This window comes from Bradyrhizobium sp. ma5 (assembly GCF_042258955.1).
In the GTDB taxonomy this organism is placed as follows: Bacteria; Pseudomonadota; Alphaproteobacteria; order Rhizobiales; family Xanthobacteraceae; genus Bradyrhizobium.
The window spans coordinates 4001792-4017945 of record NZ_CP170156.1 but is presented as its reverse complement, the minus strand read 5'-3'; the positions used below and the strand labels follow the sequence as shown (position 1 = coordinate 4017945).

Sequence of the window (16154 nt, the reverse complement as noted above, 5' to 3'; positions counted from 1 at the left end):
CTGCAATGCGCGCAAATGACCTGAAGACGAGGCCCAGTCGTAAACCATGCTCGCACATACACCAAAAATCCTGGTCGTCGAGGACGACCTGCCGACCAGAGACTTGATTGCCCGTTACCTGCGCGACCAATCGTGTCTGGTGGCCACCGCCTCGAACGGCAAGGAAATGGATCGTTACCTTGCCGGACACTCGCTCGATCTCGTCGTGCTCGACCTGATGCTGCCGGGAGAGGATGGATTGACCTTGTGCCGCCGCCTTCGCAGCGACTCGACGATTCCCATCATCATGCTCACGGCAAAGGGCGAGGACCTCGACCGGATCCTCGGGCTCGAGATGGGGGCGGATGACTATCTCGCCAAACCCTTCAATCCGCGCGAGCTGCTGGCGCGGATCAATGCGGTGCTGCGCCGCCAGACCCAGGCCGGTCTTGCCGGACGCTCCGGCCAGAGCGCCGCGCGCCTGCGCTTCCAGGATTGGACCATCGATCTTCGCCTGCGCGAGCTGCGCGATCCCGACGGCGCCCAGGTCCCGCTGACCAGCGCAGAGTTCGACCTGCTGCAGGCCTTCTGCGAGCGGCCCGGCCGGATCCTGACGCGGGACGGCCTCCTGACCATGACGCGCAGCCGGCCTGCCAACCCATTCGGGCGCAGCATCGACGTGCTGGTCAGCCGGCTTCGCCGCAAGCTTGATACCGGCGAAGGACCGTCGGTGATCAGGACGGTGCGGACCGGCGGCTACATCTTCACGCCGCATGTGGAGGATGCATGAGCTGGACCCGCAGGATTGCCGCGCTCTTCAGCTTCCGGCGGATCAGCGGCCAGATCGGCGCGCTGATCCTGTTGTCGCTGGTGCTGATCCACGCGCTGATCGGGCTTTATTTCACCAGCCAGAAACCGAAATCGTTCGCGGACAGGCCGATCCATCAGTTCCAGCTGGTTGCGAAGCTTCTGGCCGAGACCCCTGCGGCCGAGCGCGCAACGCTGTTGCAGGCCGCCGACCGGGCGTTTCCCCGGCTGCATTTCGCACTGCGCGAGGCAGGTCCCGCCGTGCCCGAAGATGCGTCGTCCGGAGCATCAGGCGTCGACGATGTCGATCTGGAGGTTTCCACGAAGACCGCGCCGACGGTGGTCCGCTTGCCGGATGGCGCCCTGCTCGAGGCGACCATCGGCCCGGCAAAGATCCCGCCGTTCTTCGGCGCCTTCTGGCTCAGCACATTCCTGTTCCTGTTCGTGAGCGTCACGCTGCTCGGCGTGTGGGCCGGCCGCGTGCTCAGTGCTCCGCTCTCCGCCTTTGCCCGCGCCGCCGAGAATTTCAGCATCAGCCAGGCGGCCGCTCCGCTTGCCGAGACCGGGCCGGAGGAGATCCGCGCCGCCGCGGTCGCGCTCAACCGGATGCGCGAACGCATCACCACGCTGATGAACGACCGCACGCGGATGCTCGCCGCCATCAGTCACGATTTGCGAACACCGATCACCCGGCTGCGGCTCAGATCCGAATACATCGAGAACGATGCCCAGCGCGCGGAGACCCTGCATGACCTCGACCAGATGCAGGCCATGCTGGAATCGGTGCTGTCATTCCTGAGCGGCGGCAGCGCGGCGAAGCCGACACTTGTGAACGTAGCCGCCCTGCTGCAGACGATAGCCGAGCAGTTCTCCGATTGCGGCCATGTCGTGCGCTACCACGGCCCGCTCAGGGCTTCGCTATTGATCCGCCCCAGCGATATCAGCCGGACCGTGACGAACCTGGTGGAAAATGCTCTGCGGTTCGGCAGCGAGGTAGATATCCGGCTGACCGCATCCACCGATCACGCCACCATCGACGTATCGGACGACGGCCCGGGGATTCCGGAGCACCGCCGAGCGGAGATGTTGAAGCCTTTCGTCCGCGGCGACGAGGCCCGCACCATGGACGAGAAAAGCGGCTTCGGACTCGGCCTGTCGATCGCTCAGGCCATGGTATGCGGCCATGGCGGCGAGCTTTCCTTGCACGACAACGCACCGCACGGCCTGCTTGTCCGGATCAAATTGCCAGGGGCCGTGCATCTTGGATCGGATCGAAGCGGGGCAAGCCCGACGCGCCCCGCGCTTCCGGAGTTGGTGTCCAGCTAGACCCTCAGGATCGCTTGCCCCTGCCGCCAGGCTGCTTCTGCTCGGTCGGCGACCCCTTGAGCTCCTCCGGCGTGACGCGGCAGTCGCCGTTCTTGTCGTTCTGCAGGATGAATTCGTTCGGCTTCTCGACGAACTCGCGGCGGGTAATCCTGCCATCCTGGTTCTCGTCGAAATAGCCGAAATCCGCATCGGCGAGCGCGCCGCCGGCGCGACGAACGCCCTCGAACTCCACAGGCGTGAGTTGTCCGTCGTGATTGCGGTCGGCGCGATCGAACAGCCGCCCGAGATAGGCCTTCCATTCGTCGCAGGTGTAGACGCCATCATGGTTGGCATCCCAAATCTCGGCCGCGACCGCCGGCGAACGATCGCCGCCCGCGCGCGGCGAAGGCTGCCCTCGATCCGGTGAGACCGGTTGCGCTACGGCAAGCGGCACCGCCGTACAAATCAGACTTGTCGTCGCGATTATCCCGCAGACGAATGGCAACTTCCTGCGCAAGTCGAACTCTCCTCCGCGTCTTCCAAAGGCGGAGCGGAGTTGCCGATTGCGCCGTGGCGAAAGTGCGGAAGCATGCACTAAGGATACAGCCCGTTACAATTTGGTTCGGCGCACGTCGTGCACCGACGTGCCGCTGCCGCAGCATCAACCCTTCTTCGAAGCGCCGCGCGTGTGCTGCAGCAGATTGTCGCGCAGCCTGACCACGCTCTTCTGCACGATCGGAAATTCCTCGCCGAGCCCGGTGGCGTCGACCAGCGACGCGTTGATCTCCTTGTCGAGCAAGCGCCGCCCCGCCGCCGTCAGGCTCACCCGCACCTGCCGCTCATCGGCGGGATCGCGGACGCGGCTGATATAGCCGCTCTGCTCCAGCTTCTTGAGGATCGGCGTCAGCGTGTTGGATTCCAGGAACAGCTTCTCGCCGAGCGCGCTCACGGTCTGCTCGTCGGCCTCCGACAGCGCGATCATGGCAATGTACTGGGTGTAGGTCAGGCCGACCGCGTCGAGGATCGGCTTATAGGCGCGGCCAAAGGCCAGATTGGCCGAATAGACCGCAAAGCACAGAAAATTCGACAGTTTTCGGCCTTTGGTCTCGGCCTTGGCGGTGCGGGTCACGAACGTCTCCGGAGTTTGTGAAGTCCCGTCCAATATAAATCGTATCCGATTAAATCGGAAGAGCTTGACACGGTCCAATGCGAGATCTATTTCAACACGCATCCGATTAGATCGGATACGATCTATTAAACCAAAGGAGCTCGCCATTACCGCCAATGCAAAGGTTCTCGTCACCGGAAAGACCCACGTCACCGCCGGCCCGAACGGCGCCGCCCGCTCGCGCGACGGCTTCCTCGACGTCAAGCTGCCGCAGCCGCACCCGGCCGCCGAAAACCTGTTCGCCGCCGCCTGGTCGGCCTGCTACATCGGCGCGATCCAGCTCGCCGCAGGACAGCGCAAGGTCAAGCTCGCGAGCGAGCCCGAGGTCGACGCCGAGATCGATCTGAACCAGGCCGGCAGCGCCTTCTTCCTGACCGCGCGCCTCAACGTCCACGTTCCCGGCGTCGAGCGCGAAGTTGCGCAACAGCTGATCGAAGCCGCGCACGGCATCTGCCCCTACTCCAAGGCAGTCCACGGCAACATCGACGTTACCACGACCCTCGTTTGAGACGATCGCGTGACGACCTCCGACGCGAATCGGCCGCTTGCCGGTTCGTGGTCGGACAAGTCAGACGACAAACCCCGGAGTTCAAAATGACCAGCAAGCTGATGACGGCGACGGGCCTGCTCGCAAGAGCGGCCCTGATCGCCGGAAGTCTCCTGACGATCCCGACGGCCCAGGCGCAGCAGCCGGCCGGCATCACGCGAACCGACCTGCAGCGCCACGACCTCAGCGCGCCCGGACGCGAAGCCGTCCAGGTCCGTGTCGACATCGCGCCCGGCAAGGCATTCGGCCGCCATACGCATCCCGGCGAAGAGATCATCTATGTGCTCGCCGGGACGCTTGAATACGATGTCGACGGCAGACCGCCGGCAACGCTGAAGGCGGGCGACGTGCTGTTCATCCCCGCAGGCACGATCCATGCGGCAAGGAACGTCGGCAATGTCACCGCCAGCGAGCTTGCGACCTATATCGTCGAGAAAGACAAGCCGCCGCTGACCCTCGTGAAGTGAATGCCGCCTGCCCGCCCCGTCGCCGGGGCGGGCGCGGCGACATCAGGTTCACTTGGTGCATTGAACTTCGGCCTGCCGCACCGGCCGCGCGTTGAAGATCAGGAAGCTGACCGCGGCCATGATCCAGACGCCGATGCCGCCATAGAGCATCACCCAGCCAAAGCCGCTCGCCAGCGCCTGATGCACGACAGCCCCGGTCAGTTCCGGCGCGGAGGCGGCATCGCCGGCCGCGATCCGCTCCGCGAGGCTGCGGAGCTGCGTGCCGTCCAGCGCGGGCAGCACGGCCTTCAGATGCGCCAGCACGCCGCTCGCCAGGATAAATCCCATCAGCGCGATGTTGACCGACAGCGAGACCATCCGCGCGCTCATGTCGATGCCGGAGGCCATGCCGGCGCGGTCGCTCGAGACCGAGCCCGTCGTCGTGTTGGTGACCGGCGTGTTGGTGATGCCGAGGCCAATTCCGGCGATCAGACAGCCCGGCAGCATCGTCAACCAGTCAGGCTGTGCTGTGGCGCTGCCGAACTTCATCAGCATGAATCCGATGCCGATGGTGAACAGCCCCACTGGGATGATCAGGCCCGGCTGGTAGCGCAGCGACAGGCGTTCCGCGAAGGGCGGCATCACCAGCGTCGGCAGCGTGTAGGCGAGCAGCGCAAGGCCGGCGGACACGCTGTCATAGCCGAGGCCGGCATGAAACCAGATCGGCAGATAGATCATGAACGGCCAGTAGCTGAGGTTCATCGCGGCCGAGCCGACGATCGAGCCGGAGAAAGCAGGGATCCGAAATACCGAGAAGTCGAACATCGGCCGCCGGCTGATCCTCTCGGCAACGAGGAATGCGATGAAGCTCAGCACGGAGACGCCGAGGATCGCAAGCCCCTTCGGGCTGACGAAGCCGAGATCAGGCCCCTGCGTGATGTAGAAAGCGAGGCAGAACACGGCGAGCGACATCGTCACGATGCCGGCGACGTCGAGGCTGCTCGCTTTCGGATCCTTCGATTCATTGACGCCGCCGATGGTGAGCACGAACGCAACCGCTGCGAACAGCACGTGGACCAGGAACACCCATTCCCAGCTCAGCAGCGCGACCACGGCGCCACCGATGATCGGCCCGAAGCCGAGACCAATGCCGAAGATCACGCCCCACCAGCCCCAGGCGACGGCACGCACCCGGCCGCCCTGGAATTCGTGCGACAGCACGGCGATCTGGCAGATCAACAGCGCGCCGCCGCTCAGCCCCTGCAGCAACCGGGCGATAATCAGCATTTCGACGCTCGCGGCGACGCCGCAGATCAGCGAGGTGATGCCGAACGCCGCGATCGCGACCAGGAAGATGCGCTTGCGCCCGTAGCGGTCCGCCACCGTCCCGATCGCCATCAGCACCGTGGTCACCGCGATCGTGTAGGCGTTCATGATCCATTGCAGCTCCTTGAAGTCGGCATGCAGCACCCGCTCCAGCGTCGGCAGGATCGCCGGAATGCTGGATATCTCCAATCCAAACATCATGCAGGCAAGGCATACGGCGGACAACACGACGGCGCCGCGGCGACTCAGTTCAGTGGACATGATCAGGCCTTTTGTTGTGGCAAGCCAACGGCATACCGCACGCTGTTGCCAGGGTGCTGGCAGCAGCGTCGGTCGATCGACTCACGATGTATTGAGGCGGCAGCGGCAGGAATCGGGTGGCCACGGCGCTTCACAGCAGAAAGCTAGTCACGGCTTGAGCATTGGTGAATTGGATGACTAGATATTTCAGAGACAACAATTCCGGATGACTGACATGACCACGCTCGACATCGATGCCGTGAAGACCTTCGTGACCATCGCGGATCTCAGGAGTTTTACGCGCGCGGCCGAAGCGCTCGGCACCACGCAGGGCGCGATCAGCGTCAAGCTGAAGCGGCTCGAGAGCCAGGTCGGCCACAGGCTGATCGAGCGCACACCGCGGCTGGTGCGGCTGTCGGCACAGGGCGCCGCGTTCCTCGCGCCCGCGCGCGACCTGCTCGCGGCACATGATCGCGCAATCGCAGGGCTGTCGCCCGCGCGACCGCGACGCTTCTCGCTCGGCATTGCCACCCATGTCGGAGGCGCCGAGGTGCCAACCCTGCTGACTCGGCTCCACGCACATGATCCGGCGCTCACCATCGAGGTCCGGCTCGATGATTCCCGCGATCTCCTCACCGCCTTCGATCGCGGCGATATCGATGCCGCCATCATCCGCCGCGAGGATGACGGCCGCGACGGCGAGGTGCTGACGACGGACCATTATGGCTGGTTCGCGACGCCGGACTTTGTGCGTCGCGCGGGCGAGCCGCTGCGCCTGGCCGCCTCCTCGCCTTCCTGCGGCGTGCTCAACATTGCCACCCGCGCGCTCGCGGCGGCGGGTATCCCGTGGACGGAAAGTTTCCTCGGCTGCGGATCCTTTGCGGTCGCCGATGCGGTGGCTGCCGGCCTTGCCACGTCGGTGTTCTCCTGCCGGCTTGCGCCTGCCGGAACGATCGAGGTCAGCCGGCGATTCGGCCTGCCTGCCCTTCCGCCATCCGAGATCGTGCTGCTGTCCGCGCTCTCGGATACGCGATCCCGCGCGGCACTGAAGACGATCGTCAGCGCATTTCGCGAGCACCATCGTTTGCCTGCGGATCGCGCGGTACCGACCATCCCGGCCGAAGTTCTCGAGATGTGAGCGGCCCGCGCGCCTGCCGGCTATCGCCGCACGCGGCCGGCGCGTTTTCCCTCGAACAGCGCGCGCTCTGACGCAAGCGCCTTGGCCAGGAAATCGAGCGTGGCGCGGATGCGCGCGGTGCGCTTGAGATCGTCATGCGTCAACAGCCACAGCGCCGATCGCGGCTCGGCGAGCGCCTTCGGCGTCAGGCGACGCAGCGCGGGCCAGAGATCGCCGACATAGCAGGGCAGCAGCGCAAGCCCCAGTCCCGCGGCCGCGGCATCGCGCAGCGCCGGAAGTGCATCGACGCGGCAAGCGACACGCGCCGAGCGCAGGTTCTCGCGCATCCAGCCGGCGATCACGGTTGCCGCCAGCGCATCGTCGAGCCCGACCCAGTCATGCGCCGACAGATCCTTGCCATCACGCCGGGCGAGGTAGGCCCGCGATCCGTAGACTGCATGGGCAATATCGGCAACGCGCCGCCCGACCAGCAGCTCGGACGGTGCCGGCGTCGGCCGAATTGCGATCTCGGCCTCGCGGCGGGTCAGGTTCGCCATCGCGTTGGAGATGATGATTTCCGGCTGAATCTCCGGATGCGCAGCACGCATCGCGGGCAGATGCCGCATCAGCACCGCGCCGAGTGTATCGGTCGTCGTGATCCGGACCGGGCCTGACGGCCTCAAGTCCTGTCCTGCCAGCCTGCGCTCGAGTGCGAGCACTTCGTCCTCGAGCCGCGCCGCCGACGCCGCCGCGGTCTCGCCGGCCGGGGTCGGCGCGTAACCATCGCGGAAGCGCTCGAACAGCCGCGTACCGATCGCGGCTTCGATCGTGCCCAAGCGGCGGAACACCGTCGAATGCGTGACGCCCAGTCTGCGCGCCGCTCCGGAGAGGCTGCCCTCCCGCGCGACCGCGAGCACAAGGCGGAGATCATTCCAATCGAGCGGGTTGTTCATTTTTGCAAACTCGGTTCGCAGAACTGGAGAATACCTTATCACAAACGGACAGGCCATCTTCCCGGAAGTTCGACCGGCCGGCGCAGTTCGTGTGCCGCGCCGGCAACGCGGAGGAGCCGGCAGGTGACAAGCGAGACCACCGAGACGTTGCAACTGCACGACGCGCCGCCGGCAACGGTCGACCCGCGGCGATGGCTGGCGCTGCCCGTGCTGCTCACCGGCGCCTTCCTGCCGATCCTCGACTTCAACGTCGTCAACCTCGCGCTCCCCGCCATTCGCGACAATCTCGGCGCTACCCCGAGCCAGGTGCAGTTCGTGATCTCGGCCTATGCCGCGACCTACGCGGTCTTCCTGATCACGGGCGGCCGGCTCGGCGACCTGCTCGGCCGCCGGTGCATGTTCCTGACCGGCGTCGCCGGCTTCACGATCGCGTCGGTGCTATGCGGCGTTGCCTGGTCGCCGGACGTGCTGGTCGCCGGTCGTATCCTGCAGGGCCTCACCGCGACCGTGATGGCGCCGCAGGTGCTCGCCTCGATACGCGTGCTGTTTCCGGCGGCCGAACAGGGCCGTGCGCTCGGCTTCTACGGCGCGACGTTCGGTCTCGCCAACATCTGCGGCCAGGTGCTCGGCGGAGTCCTGGTCTCGGCCCATCCGTTCGGACTGGCCTGGCAGGCGATCTTCCTTATCAACGTGCCGATCGGCCTCGCCGCCTTCATCGGCGGATTGCTGTACCTGACCGACTCGCGTGCAGAGCATGCCCAAAGGCTCGACATCGGCGGCGTCATCCTGTTGTCGCTCACGCTCGGATTCCTGGTCTATCCGCTGATCGAGGGCCGGGAATCCGGCTGGCCGGCCTGGATCGTCGCGATGCTGCTGGCCTCTCCGCTGATGCTCGCCGCCTTCGTCCGCTTCGAGGCGCGCCTCGCAAGGCGCGGCGGCGACCCGCTGGTCGCGCTGCAGCTGCTGCGCAACAGCGATTTCGTCATCGGGCTGGTGATGGCGCTCGCCTTCTACATGCTGTCGTCGTTCTACCTGACCTTTGCGGTCTACCTGCAGAGCGGGCTGCATTTTTCACCGCTGGCGGCCGGCCTCGCCACCCTGCCCTTTGCCACCGGCTTCTTCGTGAGTTCGCTGGTGTCGTCGCTGGTGATGCAATGGCTCGGCGTGCGCGCGCTGACGCTGGGCTTCGCGCTCCAGGTCATCGGCTTCGGTGTCGTGATGCTGTCGGTTAGTGGCATGCTGCCGCAAAGCGTTGAATTCGGCCTGATCTGCGGCGGGCTCGGCTTCGGCACCGTGATGCCGTCGGTCATCAAGGCCGTGATCGGCAGCATCGATCCGCGCCATGCCGGGCTGGCATCGGGGATGATGATCTCGACCTTCCAGATCGGCGCCGCGCTCGGCGTCGCCATCATCGGCGGCGTCTTCTACAGCCTGCTCGGGCCGCATCCACAGGCCGACGACTATGCGCACGCCTTCACGGTCGCGCTCGGCTGCAACGTCGCGTTGTTGGCGCTCGGCGGCTGGCTATCGCTGTGGCTGCCACGCGAGCTGGCGGCGAGTTGAGATCGCCACGACCGATGGTGAATGCCATGAAGCTCATGATCAACGGCGTCTGGCGCGGCGACATCGAGCCGACGCCCGAACTCAAGGCACAGCAGATGATCCATGCCGGTCGCTTTCGCGATCGCATCAGCGCCGACAGCGCGTCGGGTTTCCGTGCGGAACTCGGGCGCTATCACCTCTATGTGTCGCCGGCCTGCCCGTTCTCGCACCGCGTCTTGATCGTGCGCGCGCTCAAGCAGTTGGGGGAGATCGTCGGCGTCTCGGTCCTGCATCCGCACTGGGACACCCCCGACGGATGGCGCTTCGCGGACACCGCCCTGTCGACCATCGACAATGCGGGCAATGGCTTCCGGTATCTGCACGAAGCCTATCGCGCTTCGGCACCGAACTATACTGGCAAGGTCACCGTTCCGGTGCTGTGGGATCGGCGCTCGCGCCGCATCGTCAACAATGAATCGCTCGAGATCGCAGGAATGCTGAACGACGCGTTCAACGCCATCACCGGCGATCGCGGTCTCGATCTCTGCCCTGCCGAGCTGAAACCTACAATCGACGACCTGAACGGCGAGATCGCACGCCACCTGTCGGTCGGCGTCTACGCGGTGGCCAGCGCGAGATATCAGGGCGCATACACCGCGGCGATGGATCAGTTATTCGGCTTTCTCGATGAACTCGACGGCCGGCTGAGCGATGGCCGCCGATTTTGCCTCGGCGAACGGCCAACGCTGGCCGATGTCCTGGTCTATGCGACGCTGGTGCGCTTCGACGCCGTGTACAATCCGCTGTTCCGCGCAAGCCGCAAGCGGCTTGCGGACTATTCGCATTTGCCGGGCCTGTTGCAGCGTTTCCACGCCCTTCCCGGCGTCGCCGCCACGCTGCGTTACGACCACATCCTCACGCACTACTACGACGGCGATTGGGCGGTTGCGACCCGCCGCGGCATCGTGCCGGAGCTTCCGGTGACGAACTGGCTTGCCCCGCACCGGACATGACGAATTGGAGAGTGCCCATGACCGCACCATTATACGACGCCTCGGTTCCGGTGTTCCGGCAGATGCTCGACGCGCTTGCCGATCTGCTGCGCAAGGGCGAGGCCCACGCCCGCAAACGGGGTCTCGATCCCGACGCCATGCTCGCGGCGCGGCTGGCGCCGGACATGCTGACGCTGGTCGGTCAGGTGCAACGGGCCAGCGACCATGCCAAGGGCGCCGCCGGGCGGCTCGCAGGCCTCCAGCCACCGCCCTTTGCCGACGGCGAACAGAGCCTCGCCGAGGCCTACGCGCGGATATCGCGAACGCTCGACTACATCGACGCGGTCCCGGTTCGAGCTTTCGACCGGGCGGCGGAACGCACCATCACCTTGCCGTTCGGCGTCCCGCCGATGCCGGCAGCGCGCTATCTGTACGGATTCGCGCTGCCGAGCCTGTTCTTTCACGTCGCCACCGCCTACGCCATCTTGCGCCATCGCGGCGTGCCGCTCGGCAAGCGTGACTTTCTCGGTAACTACCTCTCGAACTGAGCCCTATTTCTTCGCGACCTCACGAAGCGTGGTGTAGACCCACTCCGCCCCCTGCTTGATGGCTTCAACGCCGATCCTTTCGTCGTTGCCATGCATCCGGCTCAGGATGTCGTCGTCGAGCGGATAGGGATAGATGCCGTAGACGGGCACGTTGCGCTCGCGCCAGGCGATGGCGTCGGTCCCCGCTTCGAACATCGTCGGCACCAGGACGGCGTCTTTCCAGACCCGCTTCGCGTTGCGATCCAGCGCCGCATAGAGCTCGGTATTGATGGGCGACGCCGGGATCTTGGAGCGCGTCAAGTAGGCGTCCCGCGCATCCTGTTGCGACAGCGACGATACGATGCTGACCTCGATGCCGGGATCGGCGATCGCACGCTTGATCTCCTCGATCATCTGATCCGTGGTGGTGCCCGGCAGCAGCCGCGTGTTCACGACCGCCTTGGCATCGCCGGGGATCACGTTGGGCTTGATGCCGGCGTCGATCATCGTGATCACCATGGTATCGCGCAGCAGCGCGTGCAGCAGCAGGCTGTCCTTGGGATTGTCGGCGACCAGCTTCATTCCGGCTGCATCGAGATCGCCTTGGTCCTTCGCTACCAGTAGCTGCTTGATATCGGCTGCCGTCTGTTCCGAACTGATGGGAAGCAACGCCTTGAAATAGACTTCGGTCGCCGGCACCAGCTTGACGGCCGGATCATGCACCGCGAGCTTCGCCAGCGCCGCGATCAGGCGGTCGTTGGCCATCGCACCCGCCGGGAACGGCCGTGAGGAATGACCGGAGGGACCGGTCGCCCTTAGCGCGAACGTCGCCGAGAGCTTCTCCGCCGTCGTGACATTGATCTGGCGCACGGTGCCGTCGCGCTCCTGCAACACATAGCCGCCTTCGTTCAGCGCGAACTCCGCGTCGATCTTGTCCCAATGGTTCTTCGCCAGCCACACCGTGCTGTACTGGCCCTGCTCCTCGTCGGCTTCGGCGAGGAAGATCACGTCGCGCGACAGCGGCGTCTTCTCCTCCGCGAGCCGCATCACCGCGCTGGCGAAGACGGCGAGCCCGCCCTTGAAGTCCATCGCGCCGCGCCCGTAGACGAAGCCGTCCTTCTCGACGCCGGCGAACGGCTCCACGGTCCATTTCTCGCGCTCGACCGGAACGACGTCGGCATGCGCGGCCAGCAGCACCGGTTTCCGCGAACCGTCGCCGCGCAGCCGCGCAATGAAGTGCGCAGCCTTGCCGTTCGGGGCAACGAAAATGTCGACATCGGCACCGAGCGGCGCGAATTGCGACTTCAGATATTCGGCGAGCGCCCGCGTATCGCCCGGGCCATTCGAGGTATCGAAAGAGATCAGTTTCTTGAGCAGCGCAACCGTGCGGTCGCCCGGCTGCTCGGCGCGCGCCTGTCCCGCTCCGGCACAGGACAGCAACGCGGCAAGGGTCAACGCGACGACGTGAATCTTGGTCGACGGCACCATGTTCTTCTTTCTCCCTTATCTGGTTTTGCAACAGGATAACTTGCGCCGCTCACCTCAGCGAGTCCTTGGGCTCAAGAGTTCTGGGGAACATCACCTTCAGCATCGCGGCCGCGAGCAATGTCGTCACGGCAAGGCCGGTGGAGAGATAGAGCGCGCTGGCATCGCCATACCGGTCGATGACGATTGCATAGACCAGCGGCGCCGCCGCGGGCAGGATGAAGCTCGGAACGATGAGCCGGCCGACCAGCGCGCCGTAGCTGCGATGATCGAACAGGATCAGCGGCAGCGTTCCCCTGGTGATGGTCAGAATGCCGTTGCAGGCGCCGTAGAGCAGCGCGAAGGCGATCGCCATCTCGTTCGACGACCCGCTGAACAGGCCGGCGATGAACGACAGCGGCATAATCAGGCACGCCATCAGATTGAGCGCAAGCGGATCGAGCCGTGCACCGAACAGCACCTCGCAGAGACGCGCAGCGGATTGCCCGATGCCCCGAAGTGTTGCGATCCATACCGCCACCGTGACGGTGAGCCCGAGCCCGGCGAGCACAGCGATCATGTGCGCGGACATCCCAGCATTCAGGAAGTTCGCACCGGTCATGATCACGGCGTAGAGCCCGCCGGCCGTGGCAAGCTGCCGGCGGCTGGCGGCGCGCGGTTGCTTGGATGCCGGCGTTGCAGAGCTCGGCACACCGGCAAACCGCTTGTTCGGAATCAGCAAGTGTAGCGGGACAGTCAGCAGTGTGAGACCGGCATAGACCAGCACTGCAATGCGCCAGCCGAACTGTTCTGAAAGCAAATGGCCGAGCGGCCAGAATACGGTGGCCGCCAACCCGCCAAGCAAGGTGATCCCGGACATCGCGCGGCGCACCTCCGGTCCGCCGATCCGGGCCAGCGCCGCGAATGCTGCATCGTACAGCGTCAGCCGCATACCGAGGCCAAGGACAATCCAGGACGCGAAATAGGTCGAGATTTGGTGCGAAACCGCGAGACCGGCGCAGCCGAGCGCGTTGATCACGGCGCCTGCGACCATGACTTCCCGACCACCGCGACTGTCGACCCACCTCCCCGCAAGCGGTGACGCCACGCCCATCACCAGCAGTGCTGCGGCGAATCCGCCGTGGACGATGTCGCGCCCCCAGCCGAGATCCGCGGCGATCTGTTCGCCGAAGCCGCCGATCAGATAGTAGGTCGCGCCCCACGAGATCAGTTGAGCCAACCCGAGCGCGGCCACGACGCGGCGGGCGATCACCGTGGCAGTTCCCTCTCCGCCGGAAGCGTGGAGGCGCCAAGCCCAAGCGGCCGCTGCATCAGCACTGTGTCGACCCATTGCCCGAGCTTGAAGCCGACCGACCGCAGCGTCCCGACCATCTCGAAGCCCGTGCGACGGTGCAGCGCGATCGAGCCGGCGTTGCCGCTGTTGCCGATTACGGCCAGCATCTGCCGCCACGGCCCCGCTTCGGCGCGCACGATCAAGCCCTGAAGCAGCGCCACGCCGATACCGCGGCCGTGCAGCCCATTGGACACGTAGACCGAGTCCTCGATGGTGTGGCGATAGGCCGGCCGCGGCCGGTACGCCGTCGCATAGCAATAGCCGGCCACCCGGCCATCAACTACAGCCACGAGATACGGCAGTCCCGCCACCACCACCGCGTTCCGGCGGCTGCGCATCTCGTCCACCGTCGGCGGCACCTCCTCGAAGGTCGCCAGTCCGTTGAGCACGTGATGGGCGTAGATGCCCTGCACGTCGGCCATATCGTCGTCCGCTGCGTCGCGCACCACGACGCCGTTGTTGCCTGTCGCCATTCCGTCACTCACCCGAGCCGTCAATATTGTCCGAGCATGCGCCTCGGCGCTATATAAGTGAAGCTTTGATTGGTTATGCGTAGCATAAGAGATGCTTTGATGAAGAACCTCAACCTCGACTATCTCGAAAGCTTCGCCGTCGTGATCGAGTGCGGCAGCTTCTCTGCCGCGGCCGAGCGGCTGCAACTCACGCAGCCCGCGGTGAGCCTGCAGGTGCGCCAACTCGAGAAGAGCCTGAATGCGACCCTGATCGAGCGGGTCGGACGCAAGGCCAGACCGACCGCCGCCGGTGTCGCGTTGCTGTCGCACGCGCAGCAAATCACCGCGGCGGTGACATCGGCGGTCGATGCCGTCGCGCAGCAGACCACGGGAACGGCAGGCCGCGTGCGGATCGGCACCGGCGCGACCGCCTGCATCTTCCTGCTGCCGCCGATCCTGAAAGAGCTGCGGACCGCGCTGCCCTCGCTCGAAATCACGGTCACGACCGGCAACACCGTGGAGATCGCGCGAGCAGTCGAGGACAACACGATCGACATCGGGCTGGTGACGCTACCGGTGTCGGGGCGCAGTTTTGAGATCACCCCCGTCATGAATGACGAGTTCGTGCTGATCGCGCCGCACGACATAAAGCTGCCCGTACGCATTACGCCGGAGGTGCTGGCGAGCAGGCCGGTCTTGCTGTTCGAGCCCGGCGGCAACACAAGGCGCACCGCCGACGAGTGGCTGGCGCGCGGCGGCGTGTCGCTGAAGCCGTTGATGTCGCTCGGCAGCGTCGAGGCGATCAAGGAGATGGTGCGCGCCGGCCTCGGCTGCGCGATCCTGCCCGGCATGGCGGTGCCTGCCAGGACCAAGCAGCGCGACCTGATTGTCCGGTCGCTGTCGCCGAAGCTCCACCGCCGGCTCGCCGTCGTGATCCGACGCGACAAGCGCCTCGACCGCGGGCTCCGGCAGACGCTGTCGGCGCTGAAGGCGTTGTCGGCCCCGAAGGACAACGGGAGATAGGAGGACGCTACGCGTCCTCCCTCCTCCACCCCATCAAGTCGCCTTGCGTTCCTGCTCCGCGATCTTGCGGAATGCGGCCTCGCCGGCGTCGGTCACGGCCGCCCACTTCGCGTTCGGCGCGGCCTCGGCCTCGTAATTGTCGTGCCAGTTCCACCATTTGTAGGTCGGGCCCTGCGGATAACCCTTCGGCGAGTCCTCCCACAGTTCCTGGCGGCCGAACGGCGTGATGTCGAGATAACTCCACACCGTGCCCATCGCTTCATCGCCGCGGCTGTTGACGAGATAGGTGCGGAAGATCCGCTCGCCGTCGCGGACGAACACGTTGTGGCCATGCCATTCAGCGACGCCGAAGTCGGCATCAAAGCTGTCTGTTATCGTGTACCACGGCATCTCCCACTCCATCCGCGCCTTCAGCCGCGCGATATCGGCCTGCGGCGCGCGCGAAGCGTAAGCCAGCGTGGTGTCGCGCTGGTTCAGGTGCGAGAGATGGCCGACCTGATCGGCGCCGAGCGAGCAGCCGCGGCAGCCGTGATCCGGCCAGCCGAACACGCCGGGCTCGAAGAACGCGCGGTAGATGATCAGCTGCCGGCGGCCCTCGAACAGGTCGAGCAGGCTCGCCTTGCCGTTCGGCCCCTCGAAGACATAGGCCTTCTCGACCGCCATCCACGGCATTCGCCGCCGCTCGGCGGCAAGCGCGTCGCGCGCCCGCAGCTGCGCCTTTTCCTTCACCAGCATCTCCAGGCGCGCCGCCTCCCACGCCTCCCGCGACACCACCGGCGGCGTCTGCATTGCCGCCAGTCCGCCGCGATCGTTCTCAGCCGATTTGCTCATGATGATCTCCATCTTTCGAATTGGACGAACTCCGCGACCACGGCGCAGTTCCCGCGCCGAGGCCGTTCGTCATTGGCCATG

General features: G+C 65.7%; 17 protein-coding genes. 9 read left to right on the top strand and 8 right to left on the bottom strand.

Annotation, left to right across the window (positions count from 1 at the left end):
• Positions 1-46: 46 nt before the first annotated feature.
• Positions 47-769, top strand: coding sequence for a response regulator (locus ACE103_RS18300; protein WP_375780574.1), 723 nt, complete (start codon positions 47-49; stop codon positions 767-769).
• Positions 766-2112, top strand: a complete 1347-nt coding sequence (locus ACE103_RS18295; RefSeq protein WP_375780573.1) for an ATP-binding protein — start codon at positions 766-768, stop codon at positions 2110-2112. Before ACE103_RS18300 ends, ACE103_RS18295 begins: the two co-directional genes overlap by 4 nt.
• A 4-nt stretch (positions 2113-2116) precedes the next feature.
• Here ACE103_RS18295 and ACE103_RS18290 read toward each other — a convergent pair whose 3' ends face one another.
• Together ACE103_RS18290 and ACE103_RS18285 are read right to left on the bottom strand one after the other, a co-directional pair.
• Positions 2117-2608, bottom strand: a complete 492-nt coding sequence (locus ACE103_RS18290) for an EF-hand domain-containing protein (protein ID WP_375780572.1) — start codon at positions 2606-2608, stop codon at positions 2117-2119.
• 144 nt (positions 2609-2752) lie between these two features.
• Positions 2753-3220, bottom strand: a complete 468-nt coding sequence (locus ACE103_RS18285; RefSeq protein ID WP_375780571.1) for a MarR family winged helix-turn-helix transcriptional regulator — start codon at positions 3218-3220, stop codon at positions 2753-2755.
• A gap of 145 nt (positions 3221-3365) precedes the next feature.
• Between ACE103_RS18285 and ACE103_RS18280 the strand changes: the two genes are divergently transcribed.
• Both ACE103_RS18280 and ACE103_RS18275 read left to right on the top strand, forming a co-directional pair.
• Positions 3366-3767, top strand: coding sequence for an Ohr family peroxiredoxin (locus ACE103_RS18280; protein ID WP_198964590.1), 402 nt, complete (start codon positions 3366-3368; stop codon positions 3765-3767).
• A gap of 101 nt (positions 3768-3868) precedes the next feature.
• Complete coding sequence (locus tag ACE103_RS18275) at positions 3869-4273, top strand: cupin domain-containing protein (protein ID WP_375781138.1); 405 nt, start codon at positions 3869-3871, stop codon at positions 4271-4273.
• A gap of 48 nt (positions 4274-4321) precedes the next feature.
• Here the strand turns inward: ACE103_RS18275 and ACE103_RS18270 are convergent, their stop codons facing one another.
• Positions 4322-5839, bottom strand: coding sequence for an MFS transporter (locus ACE103_RS18270; protein WP_375780570.1), 1518 nt, complete (start codon positions 5837-5839; stop codon positions 4322-4324).
• Between the two features lie 214 nt (positions 5840-6053).
• Between ACE103_RS18270 and ACE103_RS18265 the strand changes: the two genes are divergently transcribed.
• The gene (locus ACE103_RS18265; protein WP_375780569.1) at positions 6054-6956 is read left to right on the top strand and encodes a LysR family transcriptional regulator; all 903 of its coding nucleotides are present in this window, start codon (positions 6054-6056) and stop codon (positions 6954-6956) included.
• A gap of 20 nt (positions 6957-6976) precedes the next feature.
• Here the strand turns inward: ACE103_RS18265 and ACE103_RS18260 are convergent, their stop codons facing one another.
• Positions 6977-7888, bottom strand: coding sequence for a LysR family transcriptional regulator (locus ACE103_RS18260; RefSeq protein ID WP_375780568.1), 912 nt, complete (start codon positions 7886-7888; stop codon positions 6977-6979).
• A gap of 123 nt (positions 7889-8011) precedes the next feature.
• Here ACE103_RS18260 and ACE103_RS18255 point away from each other — a divergent pair, with 123 nt between their 5' ends.
• Genes ACE103_RS18255 through ACE103_RS18245 form a run of 3 tightly spaced genes read left to right on the top strand, consistent with a single transcriptional unit; the run spans position 8012 to position 10970 of the window.
• Positions 8012-9451, top strand: a complete 1440-nt coding sequence (locus tag ACE103_RS18255; RefSeq protein ID WP_375780567.1) for an MFS transporter — start codon at positions 8012-8014, stop codon at positions 9449-9451.
• Between the two features lie 26 nt (positions 9452-9477).
• Entirely contained in the window at positions 9478-10443 is a 966-nt protein-coding gene (locus ACE103_RS18250; protein ID WP_375780566.1) for a glutathione S-transferase C-terminal domain-containing protein, read from the top strand.
• Positions 10444-10460: 17 nt separating this feature from the next.
• Complete coding sequence (locus tag ACE103_RS18245) at positions 10461-10970, top strand: DUF1993 family protein (RefSeq protein WP_375780565.1); 510 nt, start codon at positions 10461-10463, stop codon at positions 10968-10970.
• A gap of 3 nt (positions 10971-10973) precedes the next feature.
• Here the strand turns inward: ACE103_RS18245 and ACE103_RS18240 are convergent, their stop codons facing one another.
• From ACE103_RS18240 to ACE103_RS18230, 3 genes are read right to left on the bottom strand one after another with little or no spacing between them, the layout of a single operon-like run.
• Entirely contained in the window at positions 10974-12437 is a 1464-nt protein-coding gene (locus ACE103_RS18240; RefSeq protein ID WP_375780564.1) for a M20/M25/M40 family metallo-hydrolase, read from the bottom strand.
• 49 nt (positions 12438-12486) lie between these two features.
• Positions 12487-13686 carry an MFS transporter gene (locus tag ACE103_RS18235; RefSeq protein WP_375780563.1) on the bottom strand — a complete coding sequence of 400 codons (1200 nt, stop codon included), beginning with the start codon at positions 13684-13686 and terminating at the stop codon, positions 12487-12489.
• Positions 13683-14240, bottom strand: coding sequence for a GNAT family N-acetyltransferase (locus tag ACE103_RS18230; RefSeq protein WP_375780562.1), 558 nt, complete (start codon positions 14238-14240; stop codon positions 13683-13685). The genes ACE103_RS18235 and ACE103_RS18230 overlap by 4 nt, the downstream gene beginning before the upstream one ends.
• Positions 14241-14339: 99 nt before the next feature.
• Here ACE103_RS18230 and ACE103_RS18225 point away from each other — a divergent pair, with 99 nt between their 5' ends.
• The gene (locus tag ACE103_RS18225) at positions 14340-15242 is read left to right on the top strand and encodes a LysR family transcriptional regulator (protein WP_375780561.1); all 903 of its coding nucleotides are present in this window, start codon (positions 14340-14342) and stop codon (positions 15240-15242) included.
• A gap of 33 nt (positions 15243-15275) precedes the next feature.
• Here ACE103_RS18225 and ACE103_RS18220 read toward each other — a convergent pair whose 3' ends face one another.
• Entirely contained in the window at positions 15276-16073 is a 798-nt protein-coding gene (locus ACE103_RS18220) for a DUF899 domain-containing protein (protein WP_223972854.1), read from the bottom strand.
• Between the last annotated feature and the right edge of the window lie 81 nt (positions 16074-16154).